19 protein-coding genes are annotated in these 22429 nt (G+C 34.7%); 14 read left to right on the top strand and 5 right to left on the bottom strand.

What is annotated here, in order from left to right; translation table 11 throughout:
• The first annotated feature begins 74 nt into the window (after positions 1-74).
• Positions 75-818: an RDD family protein gene (locus ABIQ27_RS11055; RefSeq protein ID WP_348033959.1), complete on the top strand. Its 744-nt coding sequence runs from the start codon at positions 75-77 to the stop codon at positions 816-818.
• On the opposite strand, the gene ABIQ27_RS11050 is transcribed toward ABIQ27_RS11055, so the two are convergent.
• Positions 819-2480, bottom strand: a complete 1662-nt coding sequence (locus tag ABIQ27_RS11050) for a gliding motility-associated C-terminal domain-containing protein (protein WP_348033958.1) — start codon at positions 2478-2480, stop codon at positions 819-821.
• A 241-nt stretch (positions 2481-2721) separates the two neighbouring features.
• Here ABIQ27_RS11050 and ABIQ27_RS11045 point away from each other — a divergent pair, with 241 nt between their 5' ends.
• Genes ABIQ27_RS11045 through ABIQ27_RS11030 form a run of 4 tightly spaced genes read left to right on the top strand, consistent with a single transcriptional unit; the run spans position 2722 to position 6614 of the window.
• Positions 2722-3699, top strand: coding sequence for a GNAT family N-acetyltransferase (locus ABIQ27_RS11045; RefSeq protein ID WP_348033957.1), 978 nt, complete (start codon positions 2722-2724; stop codon positions 3697-3699).
• Entirely contained in the window at positions 3696-4775 is a 1080-nt protein-coding gene (locus ABIQ27_RS11040) for a DegT/DnrJ/EryC1/StrS family aminotransferase (protein WP_348033956.1), read from the top strand. Before ABIQ27_RS11045 ends, ABIQ27_RS11040 begins: the two co-directional genes overlap by 4 nt.
• On the top strand, positions 4775-5344 hold the full coding sequence (locus tag ABIQ27_RS11035) for an acyltransferase (RefSeq protein WP_348033955.1): 570 nt from the start codon (positions 4775-4777) through the stop codon (positions 5342-5344). The genes ABIQ27_RS11040 and ABIQ27_RS11035 overlap by 1 nt, the downstream gene beginning before the upstream one ends.
• A 1-nt stretch (position 5345) precedes the next feature.
• Positions 5346-6614, top strand: a complete 1269-nt coding sequence (locus ABIQ27_RS11030) for an O-antigen translocase (protein WP_348033954.1) — start codon at positions 5346-5348, stop codon at positions 6612-6614.
• Here the strand turns inward: ABIQ27_RS11030 and ABIQ27_RS11025 are convergent.
• On the bottom strand, positions 6604-7746 hold the full coding sequence (locus ABIQ27_RS11025) for a glycosyltransferase (protein ID WP_348033953.1): 1143 nt from the start codon (positions 7744-7746) through the stop codon (positions 6604-6606). The genes ABIQ27_RS11030 and ABIQ27_RS11025 overlap by 11 nt on opposite strands.
• Positions 7747-7779: 33 nt before the next feature.
• Between ABIQ27_RS11025 and ABIQ27_RS11020 the strand changes: the two genes are divergently transcribed.
• Both ABIQ27_RS11020 and ABIQ27_RS11015 read left to right on the top strand, forming a co-directional pair.
• Positions 7780-8862 (top strand): glycosyltransferase, encoded by a 1083-nt coding sequence (locus ABIQ27_RS11020; protein WP_348033952.1) that lies wholly within the window; start codon positions 7780-7782, stop codon positions 8860-8862.
• A complete protein-coding gene (locus ABIQ27_RS11015; protein ID WP_348033951.1) occupies positions 8838-9308 on the top strand; it encodes an FdtA/QdtA family cupin domain-containing protein in 471 nt (156 codons plus the stop codon). Before ABIQ27_RS11020 ends, ABIQ27_RS11015 begins: the two co-directional genes overlap by 25 nt.
• Here ABIQ27_RS11015 and ABIQ27_RS11010 read toward each other — a convergent pair.
• Entirely contained in the window at positions 9252-10181 is a 930-nt protein-coding gene (locus tag ABIQ27_RS11010) for a glycosyltransferase family A protein (RefSeq protein WP_348033950.1), read from the bottom strand. The genes ABIQ27_RS11015 and ABIQ27_RS11010 overlap by 57 nt on opposite strands.
• A complete protein-coding gene (locus ABIQ27_RS11005; protein WP_348033949.1) occupies positions 10178-11074 on the bottom strand; it encodes a glycosyltransferase family 2 protein in 897 nt (298 codons plus the stop codon). Before ABIQ27_RS11005 ends, ABIQ27_RS11010 begins: the two co-directional genes overlap by 4 nt.
• A gap of 63 nt (positions 11075-11137) precedes the next feature.
• Here ABIQ27_RS11005 and ABIQ27_RS11000 point away from each other — a divergent pair, with 63 nt between their 5' ends.
• Positions 11138-11959, top strand: a complete 822-nt coding sequence (locus ABIQ27_RS11000) for a 2OG-Fe(II) oxygenase (protein ID WP_348033948.1) — start codon at positions 11138-11140, stop codon at positions 11957-11959.
• Positions 11959-13218, top strand: a complete 1260-nt coding sequence (locus tag ABIQ27_RS10995; RefSeq protein WP_348033947.1) for a hypothetical protein — start codon at positions 11959-11961, stop codon at positions 13216-13218. The genes ABIQ27_RS11000 and ABIQ27_RS10995 overlap by 1 nt, the downstream gene beginning before the upstream one ends.
• Here the strand turns inward: ABIQ27_RS10995 and ABIQ27_RS10990 are convergent.
• Positions 13187-13870 (bottom strand): ATP-binding cassette domain-containing protein, encoded by a 684-nt coding sequence (locus tag ABIQ27_RS10990; RefSeq protein WP_348033946.1) that lies wholly within the window; start codon positions 13868-13870, stop codon positions 13187-13189. The genes ABIQ27_RS10995 and ABIQ27_RS10990 overlap by 32 nt on opposite strands.
• Before the next feature lie 244 nt (positions 13871-14114).
• Between ABIQ27_RS10990 and ABIQ27_RS10985 the strand changes: the two genes are divergently transcribed.
• From ABIQ27_RS10985 to ABIQ27_RS10965, 5 genes are all read left to right on the top strand, one after another.
• On the top strand, positions 14115-17129 hold the full coding sequence (locus ABIQ27_RS10985; RefSeq protein ID WP_348033945.1) for a tetratricopeptide repeat protein: 3015 nt from the start codon (positions 14115-14117) through the stop codon (positions 17127-17129).
• A gap of 6 nt (positions 17130-17135) precedes the next feature.
• Complete coding sequence (locus tag ABIQ27_RS10980) at positions 17136-18872, top strand: TonB-dependent receptor (RefSeq protein ID WP_348033944.1); 1737 nt, start codon at positions 17136-17138, stop codon at positions 18870-18872.
• Positions 18873-18970: 98 nt separating this feature from the next.
• Complete coding sequence (locus ABIQ27_RS10975) at positions 18971-19420, top strand: hypothetical protein (RefSeq protein WP_348033943.1); 450 nt, start codon at positions 18971-18973, stop codon at positions 19418-19420.
• 152 nt (positions 19421-19572) lie between these two features.
• Positions 19573-21258 carry an asparagine synthase B gene (gene asnB, locus ABIQ27_RS10970; RefSeq protein ID WP_348033942.1) on the top strand — a complete coding sequence of 562 codons (1686 nt, stop codon included), beginning with the start codon at positions 19573-19575 and terminating at the stop codon, positions 21256-21258.
• 231 nt (positions 21259-21489) lie between these two features.
• Positions 21490-22429, top strand: a 940-nt coding sequence (locus tag ABIQ27_RS10965; RefSeq protein WP_348033941.1) for an ATP-binding protein, incomplete at its 3' end; no start/stop codon positions are given.

Raw genomic sequence — 22429 nt, 5'->3', positions numbered from 1 at the left:
CTTCAAAGTCAAGCCATTTTTGTTTGTTTTGTTTTATGAATGCTACTTCCCTCATGGAGGCTAAAATAGGAATTATGATACAACTATCAATAAATACTACGCAAAATGTTATTATTAATTTTTCCGCCGCTTCTGTTGGCGAAAGAATTGGAGCGTATTTCATTGATTTACTGGTTAAAATAGCGTATTGCATAATTATATTTTATGTTTTTTTCTACTCGTTTGGTCTCAATTCTATTATCCAGGGAATGGATCCATGGTCAATGATGGCGATTTACATGATTTTTGCCTTGCCGGTAGTATTTTATTCTTTAATTCAGGAATTGCTGCTCGAAGGCCAGACTTTTGGAAAGAAACTGGTAAAAATAAAAGTGGTGAAAATAGATGGCTACCAGGCATCGTTTGGCGACTACTTAATTCGCTGGCTTTTCAGGCTTATTGATATCACAATTGGAAGTGGCATCATTGGTTTGATTACTATGGTTGTTAATAATAAAACGCAACGGTTAGGAGATATTTCTGCCGGAACGGCTGTTATCACATTAAAAAACAAGATTAATATCAGTCATACGATTTTAGAAGATATTGGGGAAGAATACAAGCCTAAATATCCATTGGTTATTAAACTTTCTGATAATGACGCCCGAATTATAAAGGAAACTTTCCAGGCTGCAGTAAAGAAATCAGATTCAGAAATTCTAAACAGGCTTACCAGCAAAATTGAACAGGTAACCGGAATTAAAAATGATTTGGACAGCAAAAAAGAATTTATTCAAACCATTTTGAAAGACTACAATTATTACACACAGAATATGTAATTAATGATTCAGATATAAAAATCCCTGCAAAGGCTGCGGATAATCTATATCATTTAAAAAAAGTAAATAAAAATAAGTGCCATCAGGTGCATTTTTATTTCCAACACCATCTTTGACATAACCATCCCAATCTTGGGTGTTTTGGTTTCCTGTCCAAAGCAATCTTCCCCAACGGCTGTAAACTTCCAGTTTGAAATTCAGGAAAATATCGCGCAGGCCGCCAATAAAAAAAGTCTCATTATAGTTGTCGTTATTTACGGAAACATAATTGTAAACTGTTGGTGGGCAATTTCTTGTTGTCAGTAAAAAAGAAGTAATGCTAAAGCAATGTTCATTAACAACACGAATAAAAATTTCTTTTGGTGTAGGCATTGCCTGGTAACTTGTAATATTTAAGATTGGATTTACATCATTTGTGGCATCATCAAGAGTTTCATAAAAACGAACTGTGTCTTCAGGATTTGTTCTGACCAAATCTTCATAGGAAGAAAAGTCAAAAGTGCCACGGGTGAAACCTTCGTTACAAGCCACTAAATTTTCTAAAGTATTGAAAGTTGGTGAAATCCAAAGCGAATCGTTTGTGACAGCAGTATTATTATTTTCGATTAATTCGGTTACGATTCCAGTTCCGTCTCCAATATCGTCAACCACAAATTTCATCCCGAAATCCAATGTGATTGTGGCAGGCAAAACAATGGTAATTTGACCAGTAATTGAGCCTCCGATAGGAATTTCAACAGGTGTTGTAAAGGTTTGAATTAGTTGCCCATCAACATAAACTGAAACTGGAGTCGCTGCCGGCAATGGATTAGTCGAATTCAAATTTGAAACGGTATAATTTACCACGATTGTTTTCGAATCACATTGCTTTTCAATGGAATCAATAGAAACCGTTGCGTCTGGCAATTGACTGTTCAGTTTGGTGACAACCGTATTGATCATAACAAAATCCTGAAAAGATGTAAGTGAAATTTCGGCACTTGTATCGCCGATAGCAATATTATTCTGAATATCATAAATATCCAAATCCATATTGTACAATTCTGAACTCCCAGTTATAGAATTTGTCCCATTAAAAACATTATCCGGAGGATTCAAAGCATTGCTTAACAATGTCCCATTCATTCTGAATTCTTCTGTTGCTAAACCGGAATCGCCTTCCCAGGCAACAAAACCGACTTTGGAATTTAGATCGTCAATAACATTTAAACTGCTCAAAGTAATGGTCAAATCATCAGGAACACCTTGTAAACCATCATAAACGTTGACCTGATTCAACGGTAATGCATCGTTTTTATAAATAATTACAATTGCCCAGCCTGCAAAATTGGTTTTTCGTTGAAAATGTAAATCTTCAAATGGCGAAATATCTAAATTGGAGAGCGTATAATCGCCATTTCCTGTCGCCTGAATAAGAGATGTAATATCTTTAAATGCACTAAAATAAGTAAAAGTGATATCGTCAAAGACTCTAAAAAGTGAAAAGGTTCTATCCGGAGTTATCACATCTGAATTCAAATTGACTTCAAAATCGCCATCACCACTTCCGGCCCAATAGAGATAAGCCTTTTCGATAACATCTGATGGATTTAAAGAAAGTGTTGCTGTAGAAGAAGTAGAAGTCACAAAATCAAAACTAGTGTTGTTTTCCGCAGTATTCATAGTATTACCTATGAAAGTAAAATCATAACGACCATTAAACTGGTTATACAATGAAACGTCTTGTCCATTAGTTTTAAAAATGAAACCAATAAGAACAATAAAAAGGAAAAAATGTCGTTTTAATCTCAAAGCAAAATGGTTAAAGAGCTAAAATTAAGCAATTATTCTTGAAAATTGAATTTTTGATAAGAACGACTTTTTAAAAATAAATGTTTAATTTTCCAATGTCTAAAAACTACATGTGAAAAACTATACTATCAGGCGCTATTCTTCAGAAGATTTTGCAGTTTGGAATGCTTTTATCAGCACTGCCAAAAATGCGACATTTCTTTTTCACCGTGATTTTATGGAATACCATTCCGATAGGTTTCAGGATTTTTCTTTGCTGGTTTTTGACGAAGATAAACTGATTTCAATACTTCCTGCGAATAGAGTAGAGGATACTCTTTTTTCTCATCAAGGCCTGACTTATGGAGGTTTTGTTTTTGACAATAAAATCAAATTAGGAGAAGCAATTTCGGCAACGAAAGCTGTTTTAGAGTTTTTACATGAAAATGAAATTGCGACTTTTCAACTGAAATTAATTCCGTCAATTTACAACACTTTTTTCTCTGAAGAAATTGAATATGCAATGTTTTTGGCTAACGCTAAATTGACACGCAGAGATGCGCTGTCGGTGATTGATTTGACAAAGCCTTTTGATATAGCAAAAACCAGGAAAGAAAGTATCCGTCGCGGCGAAAAGAACAATTTAGTGATTAAGGAAGAGCTGAAATTTGAACTGTTTTGGAATGAAATACTAATTTCGAATTTGGATAAAAGACACAAAGCAAAGCCCGTTCACACAGTTGAAGAAATCAAAAAACTGCAACAAAAATTCCCAATGAACATTCGTCATTTTAATGTTTATTCCGAAACTAAAATTGTTGCCGGAACTACGGTTTTTATAAATGATAAAGTGGCGCATCCACAATATATTTCAGGTAACGACCAAAGAAGCGAATTGGGAAGTCTGGATTTTCTCTATAACCATTTGATAGCAGAAGTTTTTAAGGATAAAAATTTCTTTGATTTTGGAATCTCGCATGAAGAAAACGGCACAAAAATAAACGAAGGATTATTGTTTTGGAAAGAAAGTTTCGGGGCAAAAACAACCGTTCAGAATTACTATGAAGTCAAAACTTCTGATTACCATCTTTTAGAAAACGTTATGTTATGATTAAATTCCTCGACTTACAAAAAATCAATCAGCAATATCAGGAAGAATTTCAGCAAAAATTGAAATTAGTTTTAGATAAAGGCTGGTTTATTTTGGGTGATGAAGTCAAAACATTTGAAAATAATTTTGCTGATTATTGCGACGCAAAACATTGTATCGGAGTTGCAAATGGTTTAGACGCATTAGTGCTTATTTTTAAAGGCTACATTCAATTAGGATTGCTCAAAAAAGGCGACGAAATCATCGTTCCGGCAAATACATATATAGCCAGTATTTTAGCAATTCTTCAGGCAGATTTAGTTCCTGTTTTAGTAGAACCTGATTTGGAAACGTATAACATCGATCCGGATTTAATAGAAGCAAAGATTTCCAGTAAAACCAAAGGAATATTGGTGGTTCATTTGTACGGACAATTAGCCAATATGAATAAAATAATTGAGATTGGATACAAATACAATTTGTTGATGATTGAAGATGCGGCTCAATCGCATGGTTTAAAATTCAAAGGAAGCCACACAAGAGGTTTTAGTTTTTATCCGAGTAAAAATTTTGGAGCTTTGGGTGATGCCGGAGCAATTACAACCAATGATGATGCTCTGGCTAAAGTACTTTTCGCATTGCGGAATTATGGCTCTGAAGAAAAATATCATAACGAATTCATTGGCATTAATTCGCGTTTAGACGAATTGCAGGCGGCTTTTTTGAATGTAAAACTACCGCATTTACACAGTGAAAATGGCATTCGTAGAAGCATTGCTAAACGATATCTGTCTGAAATCAAAAACGTTAGAATAAAACTTCCAAGCTGGGATTTGTCAGACAATCATGTGTTTCATTTATTCGTTGTCAGAACTGCTGATAGAGAAGCACTTCAGGCGTATTTGAAGCAAAATAATATAGAAACAGTAATTCATTATCCAATTCCGCCACACAAACAAAAAGCTTTTGCTAATTGGAATTCGCTTTCGTTTCCAATAACCGAAAAAATCCATAAAGAAGTATTAAGTTTGCCAATGAGTCCAGTAATGACAATGGATGAAGTCGATTATGTAATTAAGATTTTAAATCAATATTAATGGGAATTTTTACTAAAATAACGTATTTCTTATTTGTGACATTGAGAATCTGGAAGTATCAATTGCTTTCGGATTGCAAGCGCATAACAGGAAAACCAAACTTATACATGCCGCTTTTGTTAAACGGAAGAGGAAAAATTAAGTTTGGAAGCAATTTTCAAAATGGCGTTAGTGCCGCACATTATAACTACTCAAGCTATAATTATATTCTGTCAATGTATGATGAAAGTGAAGTGAATTTTGGCAATAACGTTGTAATGGCAAATGGCGCAAGTGTTCAGGCGGTTTCCAAAATAAATATTGGAAATGATGTGATGATTGGTATAAATTGTATGCTGGTTGATACCGATGGACACGATCTTCATCCCGAAAAAAGAATGACCGGCGAAATCAAATCAGCGCCGATTACTATTGGGAATAATGTTATTATTTATTATAATTCTGTTGTTTTTAAAGGCGTAACCATTGGTGATAATTCTGTGATTGGAGCTTGTTCAGTTGTTACCAAAGACATTCCGCCTAACGTTTTTGCAGCAGGAAGTCCGGCGAAAGTAATTCGAAATTTATAGCTTGAAAATACTCAAACAAAATACACTGCTAAAGGTTTTGTCACTGAATTCTATTTCGGTTGCGGTGAGTTTTGTTTTGGGCATTTTTTCTTCTAAAATCATTTCCGTTTTTCTGGGGACATCAGGTATGGCATTGATGGGAAGTTTCAGGAACTTTGCGTTAATGATAAAATCCGTTGCAATGCTTGGTATCAGCAATTCTATCGTCAAGTTATTTGTCGAAAACAAAGAAGATAAAAAGGAGCTTTCTGTTATTTATTCCACTTTTTTTTGGATATTTCTAATCATTTCCGGTGCATTAGCAGTGCTGATTTTTGTACTGGCCGCGCCTATTTCTGAATTTTTATTTTATACCCATGCCTATGAAAATCCGGTAAGATATTTTGGCTTACTGCTTCCATTTATGGTTATAAATACCTTTTGGCTCGCCATTTATAACGGTCTGGAGAAATACAAAAGCATCGTTATCATTCAAATAATCTCAAATGTTCTGATTTTCGGAATTACCGCTTTATTGATATGGAAACGAAATATTTCCGGCGGACTTTTCTCAATTGCAATAGGGGAACTTTTAATGGTCCTGGTTACTTTTTTATTTGTTAGAAGGGACAGCGATTATTTCAAGTTTGATCTGCATAAGGTAATGAATAAAAAGTATGTAAAAGTCATCAAAAAATTCTCTGGAATGGCTTTGTTAAGTGCTGTTATTGTTCCGATAACACTGCTTTTTATTCGAAATGAAATCGTTAAAAATTATTCTATCCATGAAGCCGGAATCTGGGATGCTGTGAATAGATTGTCGAGCTTTTATATGATGTTTTTTAGTTCGGGATTATCATTGTATTATATGCCGAAACTGGCGTCAATCCATACCGAAAAGGAATTCAAAAAGGAACTGAAATCTTATTTTAAAATCTTTGTTCCTTTGTTTTTGTTGATGCTAATCGTAATTTATTTTGCCAAAAGCCTTATTCTTAAAATAGCTTTTACAGAAGAATTTTCGAGTATCAATGAATTATTAATTTGGCAGCTGGCTGGCGATTTCATCAAGATAATCACGTTGGCTTTTGGTTTCCAGATTGTAGTCAAAACAATGATGAAGCGTTATTTTATCGGAGAAATAGCATTTAATATTTCTTATTTTCTGCTTTCGTTCTATCTGATGAAGAAGTTTGCTGTGGAAGGAATTTTACAAGCTTATTTTTATGCTAATCTTATTTGTCTGGTATTGGTTTTATATATGTTCAGAAAACTGTTTGTCAAACGTTAGTTTTGTTCCAAACTTCAGCAAATTTCTCTGCAATTTTTACATAATCATGTTCCTTTTCTATAAAAGCCCGGGCGCGTTTTCCAATCGCTTTTATTGCATCCGGATTTTCAATTAAAAAGGATAATTCGCTTACCAAATAATCCACATCAGGTAAGCCATTTATGGCTACTTTTTCAGTCAAATTATAGTGCTTTTCAAAGACATCACTCGCATTGGTAACAACTGCTTTTCCCTTTGCCATGGCTTCTAATCCATTGCTGCCCTGGTCGTGGCCATATAACTGATCCAAAACAATATGCGCCAGATTGTAGCGGTTGATATAATCATTATAAGGAACATTTTCTGTGACATAAACATCAACCTTGTCGTTGTATTTTTCCTTTATTTTTTGAAGTGCTTTTTCAAAAAAATCATTTCCTTTTTTGAAATAACTTTCCCTGTTGATGCCGTGGAAAATCACAATTCTCTCGTCGATTGCTAATTCCTTTTTTGGGAATTTATCAACGTTCATCGGACTTGGAATCAATCCCAAATACTTCGGATGATTTTGCAGCGGAATGTGATAATCCACATCGGTTGCAATTACACCATGGATATTTTTATAGATATAATGATGTAATTTTTCAAAAGGTTTGGTTCTGAATTTTAAAACATTCGAAAAGTCTTTATCAGCAATTTTTCCGGCTAAATAAGGCTGCACAACCGATGGGTTTTTCGAATGTTCAAAGTTGTAGTTTACATACGGATAATCATCGCCAGCCGAAAGCAAAAACGCTTTTTTGTTGTGTTTGAAAATGTATTCCAAAATCTTTTTCTCATTGTTATAATCACAAAAAAAACTATTTTCATTAATCAACTGAACAACATCGAAATCTTTAAAATGTTCTCTTTTTTTCCAGAATTGACGATAGGTTAGGTAAGAAGAAATATCAAAACCGGTAACAACCAAAAGCGCCAGTTTAATTTTTTTCCTCAATCCGAAATCCCATTTTTTCTCCAAAGGAAAATCAACCGAAAAATCTTTGAAACCATCTTTAAAACCCAAAATGGTCACATCATTTCCTAGCTTTTGCAAACCTTCTTTTAAGGAATTGTGCAATCTGCTGTATTCTCCAATGAGTAAAATCTTCATTTCTTACTATATTTGATGCAATATAAGTAAGAAATGAAAAACAACAACAAAATTGCCATAGTTTCCGCTTCACTTGGTGTCGGCGGTGCTGAGCGTTTTGCAGGTTTGTTGAGTTTTATGCTGCACGACTTGGGTTATGAAGTCCATCACATCATTATTTTAGATTATGTTGATTACGATTTAAAAGGAAAGTTAGTCAACTTAGGAAAATTATTTGCTGATGAAAAAGGTGTTTTCAGAGCTGTAAAAAAAGGAAAATACATTGCTAAATATCTTGCTGAAAATGATATTCAAATGGTGATTGATAATCGTTCCAGACCAACAATAGCAAGAGAATTATTCACAAAATGGATTTATGGAAATCGGAAAGTTTATTATTTCTTTCATAGTTCCAACCTTGAAATGTATTTGACGAATTCTGTTTTTTGGGCAAAATATATTTTTGGAAAAGCAACTAAATTGGTTTGTGTTTCAAACGAAATTGAAAAGCAACTAAAAGACAAATACCAATTCACCAATACAAAAACCATCTATAATCCGATTGTTTTTTACGAAAGTGTTGCTGAAAAACCAGAAGCTATTCCTGAAGAATATATTTTATTTTTTGGTCGCTTGGAAGAAGAAATTAAAAATTTCAGCTTGTTATTAAATTCGTTTTCCAAATCAAAAGTTTATCAAAACAGTACCAAATTGCTCATCATTGGCGATGGTTCAGGCAAGGATTTTATTTTGGATAAAATCAAAGCATTGCAATTGGAAAATCAGATTCAGGTTTTACCCTTTCAAAAAAATATCACGCCTTATATCCAACATGCAAAATGCACCATTCTGACAAGTTATTTTGAAGGATTTCCGATGTCGATAATAGAATCATTGGCAGCTGGAATTCCGGTAATTTCAGTTGATTGTGAAACCGGTCCAAAAGAAATTATCCAGAATAATGTTAATGGATTATTGGTAGAAAATCACAACGAAAATGCTTTATCCGAAGCGATAAAAACCATGATTGAAGATGAAAAGTTATATCAAACCTGTAAAAATAATGCGCAAAAAAGCGTAGAACATTTATCTTTGACAACCATTGCGCAACAATGGAAACAATTATTAGAAGCATAATGACAACAATTCACGACGCCATAACTATCGATATTACCAAAATTCACGACACGCGTGGCAATCTTTCTGTGATTGAAGGAAATGCAGTTCCATTTGAAATAAAACGCGTTTATTATTTATATGATGTTCCAAGTGGTGCCAAACGTGGTGGACATTCTCATATAAATCAACAGGAATTATTGGTGGCTTTGAGCGGCAGTTTTGATGTAATTTTGAATGATGGCAACGAACATAAAACGGTTACGCTCAACAAACCTAATGTTGGCTTGTTAATCGTTAACGGCATTTGGCGTGAGTTGCAGAACTTTTCTTCAGGTTCGGTTTGTTTGGTTTTGGCTTCTGATGTTTTTGAGGAAGAAGATTATATCCGTGATTTTGAAGATTTCAAATTATCTAAAAACGGAAGTTCCCAAACCGATATCCGTCAAAAAAACTTTCCATTTTAGCAGCATTTTTAATACAATTGAAGGCAATTGCATCAATATCCTTTTCTTACTACTGAGGTTTTTCAAATCAATTGATGCGTAAATTTCTTTAGCAGTTTTCGAATCTCCATTGAGATTACATTTTATAACCGCTGAAAACCGATTCAAATCCATATACTTTTTCAGCGCCGGATTTTTCTTTTCTTCCAAAGCATATTTCTCAAAAGTATAGGTTTCAAAAAAGTAATTTGAATTTCGCGAAACGCTTGAATTATCGTAGACATAGCGCGCCAGTATTTTGCGGATAAAAATAACTGGAAACTGTAACCCAATTCGAATCCACAATTCGGTGTCTTCTCCGTGTTTTATTTTGGTGTCGAATGTGCCGACTTTTTCAAAAATACTTTTGTGAATACAAACGCTTGATGTCCATAAAACACATTCTTTTTGGCTGGCATCAAAGAAATTCACAATTTCAAAATCTGATTTTTTTAGAATTGAATAGTGCGCAGGAAGTGTTTTGTTTTTGGTTTCGATTTCAATAGCGACTGCAAAGACTTTTTGCTCAGGAAGTTCTAAAATAAAGCGATGCATCGTTTCCAGAAAGCTGGGAAACCAAAAATCATCAGCATCGAGAAAACAAATATATTGGGTGGTTGCTTTCTCAATTCCGAAGTTTCGTGCCATAGCAACACCTTCATTTTTTTTGGAATAATACTGAATTCGGCTGTCTTTAAACTCTAAAATTCCGGCTTCGCTTTGGTCGGTTGAGCCGTCGTTAACGATGATGATTTCATAGTCAGTAAAGGTTTGAGCTAAAACACTTTTTATTGTTTTGGCAACAAAATTTTCTTTATTATAAACCGGTATGACTATTGAAAAATAAGGCATCATTTAGAATTTATTTGACAAAAATAACCCAATCGATAGACATCAAATATAAAAAGCGAAGGATTTTTAGAAAGCAAATTTTTGGTATAAAGACTTTTAAAAATCCCGAATCCAAAAGCGGCTGTTTTTACTAGATGCAATCGTTTCAGTTTGACATATATTTTAGTTAAAGCAGTATCTTCAGCATGAATTATATTTTTATCCAAAACCAGTTTTAAATTTCGCAATGAACTGTGGAATTTTTCCAGGAAAATTGCCGATTTTTCTAAATTCAGATGATATGTCGGATTTTCGATATGACCGATAGCGATTTGCTCTTTTTTTAAACCCAAAATAAAAACAATGTCTTCATAACCATAATTAAAAATTTCGTTGGCAAACGGATGCGAAAGCAGTATTTCTTTTTTTACCAAAATATTTGAAATCAATGCATAGTGAAAAGGATTGGCAAGTCTTTTAGACAAAGGGATTTCTTCCCGGCTTTTCCCGAAAATCCAACGCAGCATTTCGTCTTCTTTTGGTTTTTCATCGTAATAGATAATGCCGCCAAAAATGGCTTTCTCGCTTTGATTTTCTAAGCTTTCAATATAGGTTTTGATAAAGTTTTTGTCTTTTGGGAAAGTATCGCAATCCATCAATAAAACCCAATCATATTTTGCTTTTTGAACCAATGAATTTCTGTTTTGGCCACGACCGAGATTGGTTTGATTACGCTCAAATTGACAGTTCGAAAGCTGATTTATTTTCGAATTGATTTCGGTGTTTTCGTTTATTGGCGAAGCATCATCAGCCACAATAATTTCAAATTCAATGCTTTCCGAAACTGCCTGACGATGCAATTCTTCTACCAAAGGCAAAGTGTTGTAATTGTACGTCGGAATTAGAATTGAAATCATTTAGAAAAACAGAATTAAATAATATATTTACAAAGAAAATGTTTTTTTCATAATTTCAACCTTATGAACCGAATAGAATTAGCAACGCTGATTTTTGACCGACTTGTTTCCGAAAAGGAAAAGCTAAAGACTGAATTTCAAAATTCAGATTCGGGCATTGGCTATTTTTTTCTGGATGATTTGCTACCGAATGATATTGCACTACAAATTCACGATGCTTTTCCAAAAACGGAACAAATGGTCTTGAAGAAAAGTCTGCGCGAAGACAAGTATGTTGCGGCTCAAATGAATTTATACAATCCATTGTTGGAGGAAATAATTTATGCTTTTCAGGATAAAAGAATAGTGGAAGTCATAGGTGAAATTTGCAACATAGAAAATCCAATTCCAGATGACAATTTATACGCTGGTGGCATTTCGATGATGGGAAAAAAGCAATTTCTGAATCCGCATTTGGACAATTCGCATGACAAAGACCGTAATTTGTGGCGCGTGTTGAATTTGTTGTATTATGTCACACCAAATTGGGAAGAAACCAATGGTGGAAATCTTGAACTTTGGCCAAACGGTTTGAAAAATAAGCAAATCACTATTCATAGTAAATTCAATCGATTGGCTGTGATGGAAACGCATAATAATGCATTGCATTCTGTATCGCCAGTAACTTATAATGGTTATCGCCGTTGTGTTTCTAATTATTATTTTTCTAAGTCACCTTTAAATGATTCTGATAGATTTCATGTGACTTCTTTTCGTGGTCGCCCTGAGAATAAACTTTCTGATTTAATATTGCAATTAGACACTTTTCTGCGAATGACATTGCGAAAGATTTTCAAAAAAGGAATCAAGGAAAATCCACATGTTTATAAAAAAGAGAAACCTTGATGAAGCTTTTTCTGCAAAAATATAAATACCACATTTTTATTCTATTAATCGGAATCATTTGGATTTCGGTATTTGATTTTATAACGCAAATGAGCAGTCAGGGCGTTATGCATTCCGATTCTTATAACTACCAGGAATCGGCTAAAAATCTGTATGTTTTTCTCCACGGGCATATTTACAGACCAATATTAATGGCGGCAATTACAGGAATTCCGTATCTTTTTGGTGGTTCTGATCAAAGTGTTTTTGCATTTAGTTTTTATGTTAACTCATGCTGCTGGTTTGCTTCTTTTTTATTTTTATTTGAAATTTTAAAAGAGTTTGTTAAACCCAAAATAGCTTTCGTATTTACCATTTTTGCTGTTTTTATAATTGGAAATACGGTTCATGTTTTTCATTTGCTAACCGAAACCATTTATCAATTCTTTATTGTTTTGGCAGTTTATCTGTTGATGAAATACTATAAAACCAAAGATTTTTGGTATTTGTCTTTATCGTTGTCTTTGCTTTTGTCGAGTATGCTGATAAAGCCAGGTTCTAAGTTTTTAGCCATTGTTATTACGTTATATTTTATCAAAGAAATTATAAGAAATTATAAATCTAAAAGCATTATTTTCATTTATGGAAGTCTTTTGTTGATTGGGATTCAGTGTGTCGGAATGAAGTATCAGTTTGGAAATTTCACTATAACGTACATTGATTCGGTTACTTATTATGCCTATGTTGGAAGCAAAGCTGTGTGTATAAAAGACAGCAAAGAATACAGTCAAAAAGGCAATCCACGTGCGGATTATTTGTTTAGTCAGGAAGCCATTGATCAAAAAAGAATTGCCGGCGAAGATTTTAAAAATCAATTGCAGTTCAATACTTTGAATTTGGTTAAAGCTTACTTTTCAGATGTAAAAGAAAACACCGTAAGCGGCAACAGTTGTTTGGATGAAATCAAAGATTTTAAAAACAGAAGCTACTTTAATTTTTGGAAAAAACTGCTTTTTGATGTTAGCAAATGGCAAAATCGACTGTTTACTTCATTAGGTTTTGTGTTGGCTGTTTTCTATTTATTAAAAGGATATAGAAATCCAAATCTACTGACGATTATCAGTTTCTTTATACTGTATATTATAGTATTGTCCGGAATTTCATGTGGGCAGGGCGACAGATTTCACCTAGTGACTTTTCCTTTTATGATAGTGCTTTTGGCAAAATGTTTATCAGAGACAAAACGTTTTAAACCGTTTTTTGCACCACTTCAAAAATAGTGCTGTCTTCGCATTTCAATGTCTTGGCCGGGAATTTCATAATCACAGCATAATCATGGGTTGCCATGATAACTGTTTTTCCGTTGTCATTGATTTTTTTCAAAATGCCTAAAACTTCGGCACTCGTTTGTGGGTCAAGGTTTCCGGTTGGTTCGTCAGCTAAGATTAATTCAGGATCATTCAATAAAGCTCTGGCAATCGCCACTCTTTGTTGTTCTCCACCCGAAAGTTGATGTGGCATTTTGTTCGAAATACTTCTTAATCCAACACGATCCAAGACTTCATCAATTTTAACCTGCATTTCAGTTTTGTCTGTCCAGCCGGTTGCTTTTAATACAAACAGCATGTTTTCGTTTACACTTCTGTCCGGTAACAATTGAAAATCCTGAAAAACAATCCCAATTTTTCTTCTCAAAAACGGAATATCATCTTCTTTAAGATTCAGTAAATCATAACCAACAATATTGCCAGAACCAACAGTTAATTGCAAATCACCGTAAAGCGTTTTCATAAAACTACTTTTTCCAGTTCCGGTTTTACCAATGATATAAAGGAATTCACCTTCTTTCACTTCAAGATTTATTTGTGATAAAATCACTTTGTTTTCTTGATAAATCGTTACATTTTTTAGAGATAAAACAGTTTCTGACATGAGTAATTCGTTTATTGGGTAAATGTAATAAGATAACGTTTGTATTCAAAATTATTTTTAGAAAGAATATAGAACATAGAGAATAGAATATAGATTTTGAAGTTTTAGTGTCTGTCTATGCTCTATTTTCTTTTCTCTTTTCTCTTTGTGGAAAATTGTTTAAAAGAATGTTTATAATAAATCGTATGGTTTTTACGTTATAGGTATATAGAGTAATATTTTTGAATAAATTAAAATACAAACCATGCGCAACGTTTTAATGTTATTTTTTCTATTTTTTATAGCTGGTATATCCGATGTTTCGGGGCAACAATCAGCTGCTTATACCAACAAATTGTCGGAATTTGATAAAGCACTTTTATTATTTAAGGACAAACAATACCAATCAGCTCAAATCTTGTTTGACAAAGTCAAGCTCGACAATGCAGAACAGGATGTTCAGGCAGACTGCGCTTATTACATTGGTATTTGCGCTATTCATCTCAATCAGAATAATGCGGATGAACTTATTGAAAAATTCATTTCGGATTATCCAACAAGTTCAAAGCAAAACCAAGCTTACATCGAAGTAGCTCAATATTATTTTGAGCAGGGAAAGTTCCCGCAGGCAATGCAATATTTTGATAAAGTCGATGAAAGTGCATTGACTTACGAGCAATCTGAAAAATTTACTTTCCAAAAAGGTTATGCTTATTTCACGGCTGGCGACAAAAAATCAGCCGCTGATTATTTTAATAAAGTGGTTAATTCCAAAGAATATGGAACGCAGGCTAATTATTATTTAGGCTTTATGGCGTATGAAGGGAATGATTATACAAAAGCCAACAAGTACTTCCAACAAGTCGAAGGTGAAGAAAAGTATTCAGAGAAATTATCCTATTTCAAGGCAGATATGGCCTTCAAAGAAGGCAATTTTCAAAAAGCCATCGATGCGGGAAATGTAGCAATGGCAAAATCCAATGCTTCGGAAAAATCAGAACTCAACAAAATCATTGGCGAAAGCTATTTCAACTTACAACAATACGACAAAGCTTTGCCTTATCTAAAAGAATACAAAGGCAAAAAGGGCAAATGGAGCAACACCGATTTTTACCAATTGGGTTACACCTATTACATGCAAAAAGATTATGAAAATGCGATTTCACAATTCAATAAAATCATTGACGGAAAAGATTCAGTAGCGCAGAATGCTTATTATCATTTGGGTGAATGTTATTTCAAAACCGATAAAAAGCAACAAGCATTAAATGCTTTCAAAAGCGCTTCCGAAATGGATTTTGACAAAAAAATTCAGGAAGATGCCAATTTGAATTATGCAAAATTGAGTTATGAAATTGGGAACTCTTACCAAAGTGTTCCTGATGTTTTGTCTTCGTTTTTAGCTAAATATCCAAATTCGCCAGCTAAAGCAGAAATAGAAACCTTGTTGATTAACTCTTATATTACTTCCAAAAATTATAAAGCAGCTTTAGTTTTACTGGAAAAAAACAATACTCCGGAAAACAAAGTTGCTTATCAAAAAGTGTTGTTTTACAGAGGAATTGAATTATATACAGACGGTAATTATCAGGAAGCGTTGGGCATGTTCAAAAAATCAATTACCAATCAGCGAAACGAAAAAATCACTGCTCGTGCTACTTTCTGGAAAGGCGAAACAGAATATGTTTTAGATAATTTCAGCGATGCTACTTCAAGCTTCAGACAATTTGAAGATTCTGCTGAAGCCAAAAATACTCCCGAAAACAAGAACATTAATTACAATATTGCCTATGCTTACTTTAAGCAAAAAGAATACGACCAAGCTGGGAATTATTTCCAAAAATATGTTGATGGTCCAAAAGATGACAAAGTGCGTTTGACAGATGCTTATTTAAGATTAGGCGATTCAAGATTCGTTACTGCTAAATATTGGCCAGCAATGGATGCTTACAATAAAGCCATCGATATGAAAGGTATTGATGCCGATTATGCCGCTTTCCAAAAAGCATTGAGTTATGGGTTTGTTGGTAAAAACGATAAGAAAATTGAAGACTTTAATTTGTTTCTGCAAAAATTCAAAACCTCAAAATATCGCGATGACGCTTTGTTCGAGTTAGGAAATACCTATGTTACTGAAAATAAAACGGATTTAGCAATCAAGACTTATGACCAATTATTGAGCGAATTCAAAAACGGTTCGTTTGCGTCGAAAGCGATTTTGAGACAAGGTCTGATTTATTACAATGCTCAAAAAGATGAGCAGGCAATTGCCAAATTCAAAGAAGTGGCGGCTAAATATCCAAGAACGCCGGAAGCTTTAGAAGCGGTTTCGACAGCGAGATTGGTGTATATGGATAACGGAAAAGTTAACGAATATGCGGCTTGGGTAAGAACGTTGGATTTTGTTGAAGTTTCTGATGCCGATTTGGATAACGATACTTATGAAGCAGCAGAAAAGCAATATTTGCAAAACAATACAAAACAAGCCATCACGAGTTTGAGCGGTTATGTTTCACAGTTTCCAAATGGAATTCACGCTTTGAAAGCTAATTTCTATTTAGCGCAATCCTATTATACAGATGGAAAAGAAGCAAGTGCAATTCCAAATTATGAATATGTAATCAGCAAACCAAGAAACGAATTTACCGAGCAATCATTAGCGCGTCTATCTGAAATTTATTTAAAGAAAGACGATTATACGAAAGCAATGCCAGTGCTTGAACGTTTAGAAACGGAAGCCGATTTTCCTCAAAACGTAACTTTTGCACAAGCCAATCTGATGCGCGCGTATTATGATCAAAAAGATTATGCAAATGCAGTTGTGTATGCTGATAAAGTATTGGCAAATCCAAAAACAGATAACAAGATAAAAAGTGATGCGCAGATTATCGTTGCCCGTGCTGCGATAAAAGTAAATGATGAGCAGAAAGCCAGAGTTGCTTATGCTAAATTGTTGACTATTGCCAAAGGTGAATTAGCTGCAGAAGCGTTGTATTATGATGCTTATTTCAAGAACAAAGATGGTAAGTATGAAGATTCAAATAAAGCAGTTCAAAAATTGGCTAAGGATTATTCGGGTTATAAATATTTTGGAGCCAAAGGCTTGATTGTAATGGCAAGAAACTATTACCAATTGAAAGACAATTTTAGCGCGACTTCTATTTTAGACAGCGTTATCAAAAATTTCAAAGAATTCGATGATGTTGTTGCAGAGGCACAAACTGAGTTGAACATGATTAAAGGCGAAATTTCTAAAACGAATTCTTCTATCCAAAATTAAAACCAAATGAAAAAGACATTTCAATATACTATAGCAGCCGTTTTGTTTTTGGGAAGTTTCCAGAAGACAACCGCACAAAAGAAAGATGATAACATTGGAACCGAAGTAGTAAATGTGGTGAAACCATATACACCAACAATTTCTGATGCTTTTAAAGTAAAAGAAACACCAACTTTGGATGATGATGATACTTCAAAAAAAGAGAACATTAAATACAATATTTTCTCATTTCCTGTAGCTTCTACTTTTGCTCCAGCTAAAGGAAAAGCGGCAAATGTGGATAAGAGTCCGGAAGAGAAAATATACAGCAACTACATGACGTTGGCAGCTGGAAATTTTGGTACCGTAAACGCTGAGCTTTTTGTTACCGAAAATGTCAGCAATACCGATTATTTTGGTGGAATGCTGCGCCACAATTCAACTCAGGGCGGAATAAAAGATGTGGTTTTGGATGATAAAATGTTCAACACTTCTTTGGATTTGACTTATGGAAGCAGAACAAATGCGATGTCATGGAATGCCGATTTGGGTTACAAACATCAAATATATAATTGGTACGGAACTTATCCTGGTCTTTTGCCAGACGCAACACTTGAAGGAATTGATGAAAGACAAACATATCACACTTTGTATGTTGGCGGAAGATTAGGTTTGGATAATATCTTGAAAGAAAGCACTCTAAAATTTAGTCGTTTCTGGGATGCTTTTGGTTCGGCCGAAAATCGTTTTGTAGCAAAACCATCTTTGGAATTTGATATTGTAGAGCAAAAAATCAAAGCCGATTTTATTGTAGATTATATCAGTGGTTCATTTGAGCAGAATTTTGACAAAACAGCTTCCATAAAATATGGTTTTACCAATGTTGGATTTCAGCCAAGCATCAAAATCCACAAAGATGATTTGACGATGAACCTTGGCGTTGGGTTCTTCTATAGCGCTGCGCAGGAAGCCGGAGAAAGCAAATTCTTTATTTATCCGCAAGTCACAGCTGCTTATAAAGTTGTTGGCGATTTAATGATTTTTTATGCAGGTGCCGAAGGAGCTTTACGCCAGAATTCTTATAGCGATTTTGTACAAGAAAATTTCTTTGTTTCTCCAACGCTTAACGTTGCTCCAACAGATCAAAAGTTTGATATCTACGCAGGTTTAAAAGGGAAATTGGCAAGCAGCATCAGTTATAACATTCGTGGTTCGTATAAAAACGAAGAAGGTAAAGCATTGTTTAAAAGCAATATCTATAACAATTCTAATGCTAATACTGATGGTTATACTTATGCTAATTCGTTTGAAGTGGTTTATGACAGAGTAAAAACGATAAGTTTCTTTGGTGAATTGAAAGCTGATTTCTCAAAAAATGTCTCCTTTGGAATCAATGGAACATTCAGCAGTTATTCAACCGATATCGAAAAAGAAGCATGGAATTTATCTGGAATAAAACTAGCCTCAACACTTGATGTGAATATTACGCCAAAATGGTATGCCGGAACGAGTTTGTTCTTTGTGGGTGAAAGAAAAGATATTTTCAGACAAGCTACAGTAACGCTGCCTTTCCCGGCAGATGAAAACATTACACTAAAAAGCTATTTCGATTTGAATGCGCATGTTGGATATAAATTTAGCGAGCGTATGACTTTCTTCTTAAAAGGAAACAATTTAGCCAATCAGAATTACCAGCAATGGTTCAATTACCCTGTTCAGGGATTACAGATTTTAGGTGGCGCGAGTTATAAATTTGATTTTTAAATCATAACCACAAAGACCACGAAGTTTTTACACTAAGTACACTATTTTTCTTTGTGTGCTTTGTGCCTTCTTAGCGAGCTTAGTGGTTAAACTACAATATGACATTAAAACAAAAAGTTCTACAACGCTATAAAGAAATGCTTCAGGACCGAATTGATGTTTTTCAGGACATGATTTCGGGTTTGACTATTGATGCGCAGAATGATGCCAAAGGTTCGGCCGGAGACAAACATGAAACTGCGCTTTCGATGATGCATCTGGAACAGGAAAAACTGAATCATAAACTAAAAGAAATCTTAGAGCAAAAAAGTATCCTCGACAAAATCGACGCATCCCAAACACATAAAAAAGTAGCTTTGGGAAGTTTGGTTAAGGCCAATGGTATGTTGCTTTTTATCAGTTCAGCTTTGCCCAAATTAGCTATCGAAGACAAAACCATTTTTGCGCTTTCGCCACAATCACCATTAGGAAGCAAATTGATGGGAAATGAAGCTAATTTTTCATTTGACATGAATGGTAAACCTTATACGATTGAAAGCGTTTCGTAACACTTTCTAACTCAAACTACAATTTTTGAACATTTAACTTTCATTATTTAATAGTATTTTATTTTTTAGTTATAATTTATAATTAAATAGTTAATTATGTTTTTCATTTGTAACTATTATTACATCTTTGCCTTATCAAAATAAATAATGATATGTGTGGAATTGTATGTGCTTTTGATTTAAAACAGAAAGCAGAAGTCTTAAGACCAAAAGTGTTGGAAATGTCGAAAATCATTCGCCATCGCGGTCCGGACTGGAGCGGGATTTATAGTAATGATAAAGCAATCCTTGCTCACGAGCGATTGGCGATTGTTGATCCAGCTTCGGGGAAACAACCGTTGTTCAGTGCTGATAAGAGTTTGGTTTTAGCTGCCAATGGCGAAATATACAACCACAGGGATTTACGCAAGCAATTTGAAGGCAAATACCAGTTCCAAACCGAAAGTGACTGCGAAGTTATTTTGGCTTTATACAAAGAAAAAGGCGTTCATTTTCTTGATGAGATGAATGGAATTTTTGGCTTTGCGATTTATGATGTAGAAAAAGACGAATATTTCATCGCCCGTGACCATATGGGAATTATTCCGCTATATATTGGTTGGGACCAAAACGGAACTTTTTATGTGGCTTCCGAATTAAAAGCTTTGGAAGGTTATTGCTCTAAAATCGAGTTGTTTCCACCTGGACATTATATGTCGAGTAAAGACGGCGAATTTGTACAATGGTACAAAAGAGAATGGACAGAATTTGATGCTGTAAAAGATAACGCTACCAGCATTGCTGAAATCAAAAAAGCATTGGAAGCAGCGGTTCACCGTCAGTTGATGAGTGATGTTCCTTATGGCGTTTTGCTTTCCGGTGGTTTAGATTCTTCGATTACTTCGGCTGTGGCCAAAAAATATGCGCAAAAACGTATCGAATCCGGAGATACTGTCGATGCCTGGTATCCACAGTTGCATTCATTTGCAGTTGGTTTAGAAGGATCGCCGGATTTAGCTGCGGCACAAACAGTAGCAAATCATTTAGGAACTATTCACCACGAAATCAAGTTCACGATTCAGGAAGGTTTGGATGCTGTCCGCGATGTGATTTACAATATTGAAACGTATGATGTAACAACTATAAGAGCTTCGACACCAATGTATTTGATGGCAAGAGTGATTAAATCAATGGGAATAAAAATGGTGTTATCCGGCGAAGGTTCTGACGAACTCTTTGGAGGTTATTTATACTTCCACAAAGCGCCAAATGCAAGAGAATTTCATGAAGAAACCGTTCGAAAATTAAGCAAACTGCACATGTATGATTGTTTGCGTGCTAACAAAAGTTTGGCCGCATGGGGAATTGAAGGACGTGTGCCATTTTTGGATAAAGAATTTATGGATGTTGCGATGCGAATCAACCCGCAGGACAAAATGATTAATGGTGAAAGAATGGAAAAATGGGTGCTTCGTAAAGCATTTGAAGATATGTTGCCGGCAAGTGTTGCGTGGAGACAAAAAGAACAATTCAGCGATGGCGTTGGTTATAGTTGGATTGATACTTTGAAAGAAGTTGTGGCTGTTGAAGTTTCGGATGAGCAATTAGCGAATGCGAAATACAAGTTCCCGATTCAGACACCAACATCGAAGGAAGAGTATTATTATCGTTCCATTTTTACGGAACATTTTCCAAGTGATGCAGCAGCATTATGCGTTCCTCAGGAAGCAAGCGTAGCTTGTAGTACAAAAATCGCATTAGAATGGGATGAAGCATTTAAAAACATGAATGATCCATCAGGAAGAGCTGTGGCAAGCGTTCATGACGATGCCTATGAGAAAGTACGAAAAGTAATTTAAAGAGATAAGGACAGCCTTAAAAAGTAAACTCAAGGGTAGTAGCTTGAGTTTTGTTTGGGAATTAGTTTGTTTGTTAAAACGTTCGTCATTTTGACGAACGTTTTTTTGTTGAAATCCTGTCAAAAATGTTAATAACTTAAAGGTTTTAAACCCAATTTTCAATAGGAAATCCTATGCGTTTTTATATATTTGCTCGTTAGACAAAAAATAGATTTTTTACGATAAAATAATATGAGCGACGAGATTAAAAAGAACAGTTATTCGGCCGATAGTATTCAGGCGTTAGAAGGAATGGAGCACGTAAGAATGCGTCCTTCCATGTACATTGGAGATACTGGAGTCAGAGGTTTGCACCACTTGGTTTATGAAGTAGTAGACAACTCTATCGATGAAGCGATGGGCGGCTATTGTGACACAATTAGTGTTATTATAAACGAAGATAATTCTGTTACTGTAGAAGATAACGGACGTGGAATTCCGGTTGACATTCATAAAAAAGAAGGTGTTTCTGCACTTGAGGTTGTAATGACCAAAATTGGAGCAGGAGGAAAATTCGATAAAGATTCGTATAAAGTTTCAGGTGGACTTCACGGAGTAGGGGTTTCAGTGGTAAATGCACTATCTAACCACATGCGATCTACAGTTTACCGCGATGGAAAAATTTACGAGCAGGAGTACGAAAAAGGTAAAGCAATGTATCCTGTGAAGCAGATTGGTGAAACTGAAAAAAGAGGTACTACTCAAACATTTTATCCTGATAGCAGCATCTTTACCCAAACTACTGAATATTCATATGATACTATCGCTGGCCGTATGCGTGAATTGTCTTTCCTGAACAAAGGAATTACGATTACGCTTACCGACAGAAGAGATGTAAATGATAAAGGGGAATTTACAAAAGAAGTTTTTCATTCAACAGAAGGATTAAAAGAATTCGTTCGATTTTTAGATAAAGGTAGAGAAGCCATCATTTCGCATGTTATCAGCATGGAGCACGAAAAAGGAGAAGTTCCTGTTGAAGTGGCTTTGGTTTACAATACCAGTTATTCTGAGAACATATTTTCTTATGTAAATAATATCAACACGCACGAAGGAGGAACGCATTTGCAGGGTTTCCGTATGGGATTAACGCGTACGCTGAAAAAGTATGCTGACTCTTCAGGTTTGTTGG

Source organism: Flavobacterium sp., from assembly GCF_039916025.1.
GTDB lineage: Bacteria > Bacteroidota > Bacteroidia > Flavobacteriales > Flavobacteriaceae > Flavobacterium.
The sequence above is the reverse complement of the archived record's forward strand: the minus strand, read 5'-3'. Positions and strand labels throughout refer to the sequence as shown.

Coding starts and splice junctions, on each gene's coding strand:
- ABIQ27_RS11055 (WP_348033959.1), top strand. CDS start 75: ATGATACAACTATCAATAAATACTACGCAAAATGTTATTATTAATTTT.
- ABIQ27_RS11050 (WP_348033958.1), bottom strand. CDS start 2,480: ATGAATACTGCGGAAAACAACACTAGTTTTGATTTTGTGACTTCTACT.
- ABIQ27_RS11040 (WP_348033956.1), top strand. CDS start 3,696: ATGATTAAATTCCTCGACTTACAAAAAATCAATCAGCAATATCAGGAA.
- ABIQ27_RS11035 (WP_348033955.1), top strand. CDS start 4,775: ATGGGAATTTTTACTAAAATAACGTATTTCTTATTTGTGACATTGAGA.
- ABIQ27_RS11025 (WP_348033953.1), bottom strand. CDS start 7,746: ATGAAGATTTTACTCATTGGAGAATACAGCAGATTGCACAATTCCTTA.
- ABIQ27_RS11020 (WP_348033952.1), top strand. CDS start 7,780: ATGAAAAACAACAACAAAATTGCCATAGTTTCCGCTTCACTTGGTGTC.
- ABIQ27_RS11015 (WP_348033951.1), top strand. CDS start 8,838: ATGGAAACAATTATTAGAAGCATAATGACAACAATTCACGACGCCATA.
- ABIQ27_RS11010 (WP_348033950.1), bottom strand. CDS start 10,181: ATGATGCCTTATTTTTCAATAGTCATACCGGTTTATAATAAAGAAAAT.
- ABIQ27_RS11005 (WP_348033949.1), bottom strand. CDS start 11,074: ATGATTTCAATTCTAATTCCGACGTACAATTACAACACTTTGCCTTTG.
- ABIQ27_RS11000 (WP_348033948.1), top strand. CDS start 11,138: ATGAACCGAATAGAATTAGCAACGCTGATTTTTGACCGACTTGTTTCC.
- ABIQ27_RS10995 (WP_348033947.1), top strand. CDS start 11,959: ATGAAGCTTTTTCTGCAAAAATATAAATACCACATTTTTATTCTATTA.
- ABIQ27_RS10990 (WP_348033946.1), bottom strand. CDS start 13,870: ATGTCAGAAACTGTTTTATCTCTAAAAAATGTAACGATTTATCAAGAA.
- ABIQ27_RS10985 (WP_348033945.1), top strand. CDS start 14,115: ATGCGCAACGTTTTAATGTTATTTTTTCTATTTTTTATAGCTGGTATA.
- ABIQ27_RS10980 (WP_348033944.1), top strand. CDS start 17,136: ATGAAAAAGACATTTCAATATACTATAGCAGCCGTTTTGTTTTTGGGA.
- ABIQ27_RS10975 (WP_348033943.1), top strand. CDS start 18,971: ATGACATTAAAACAAAAAGTTCTACAACGCTATAAAGAAATGCTTCAG.
- asnB (WP_348033942.1), top strand. CDS start 19,573: ATGTGTGGAATTGTATGTGCTTTTGATTTAAAACAGAAAGCAGAAGTC.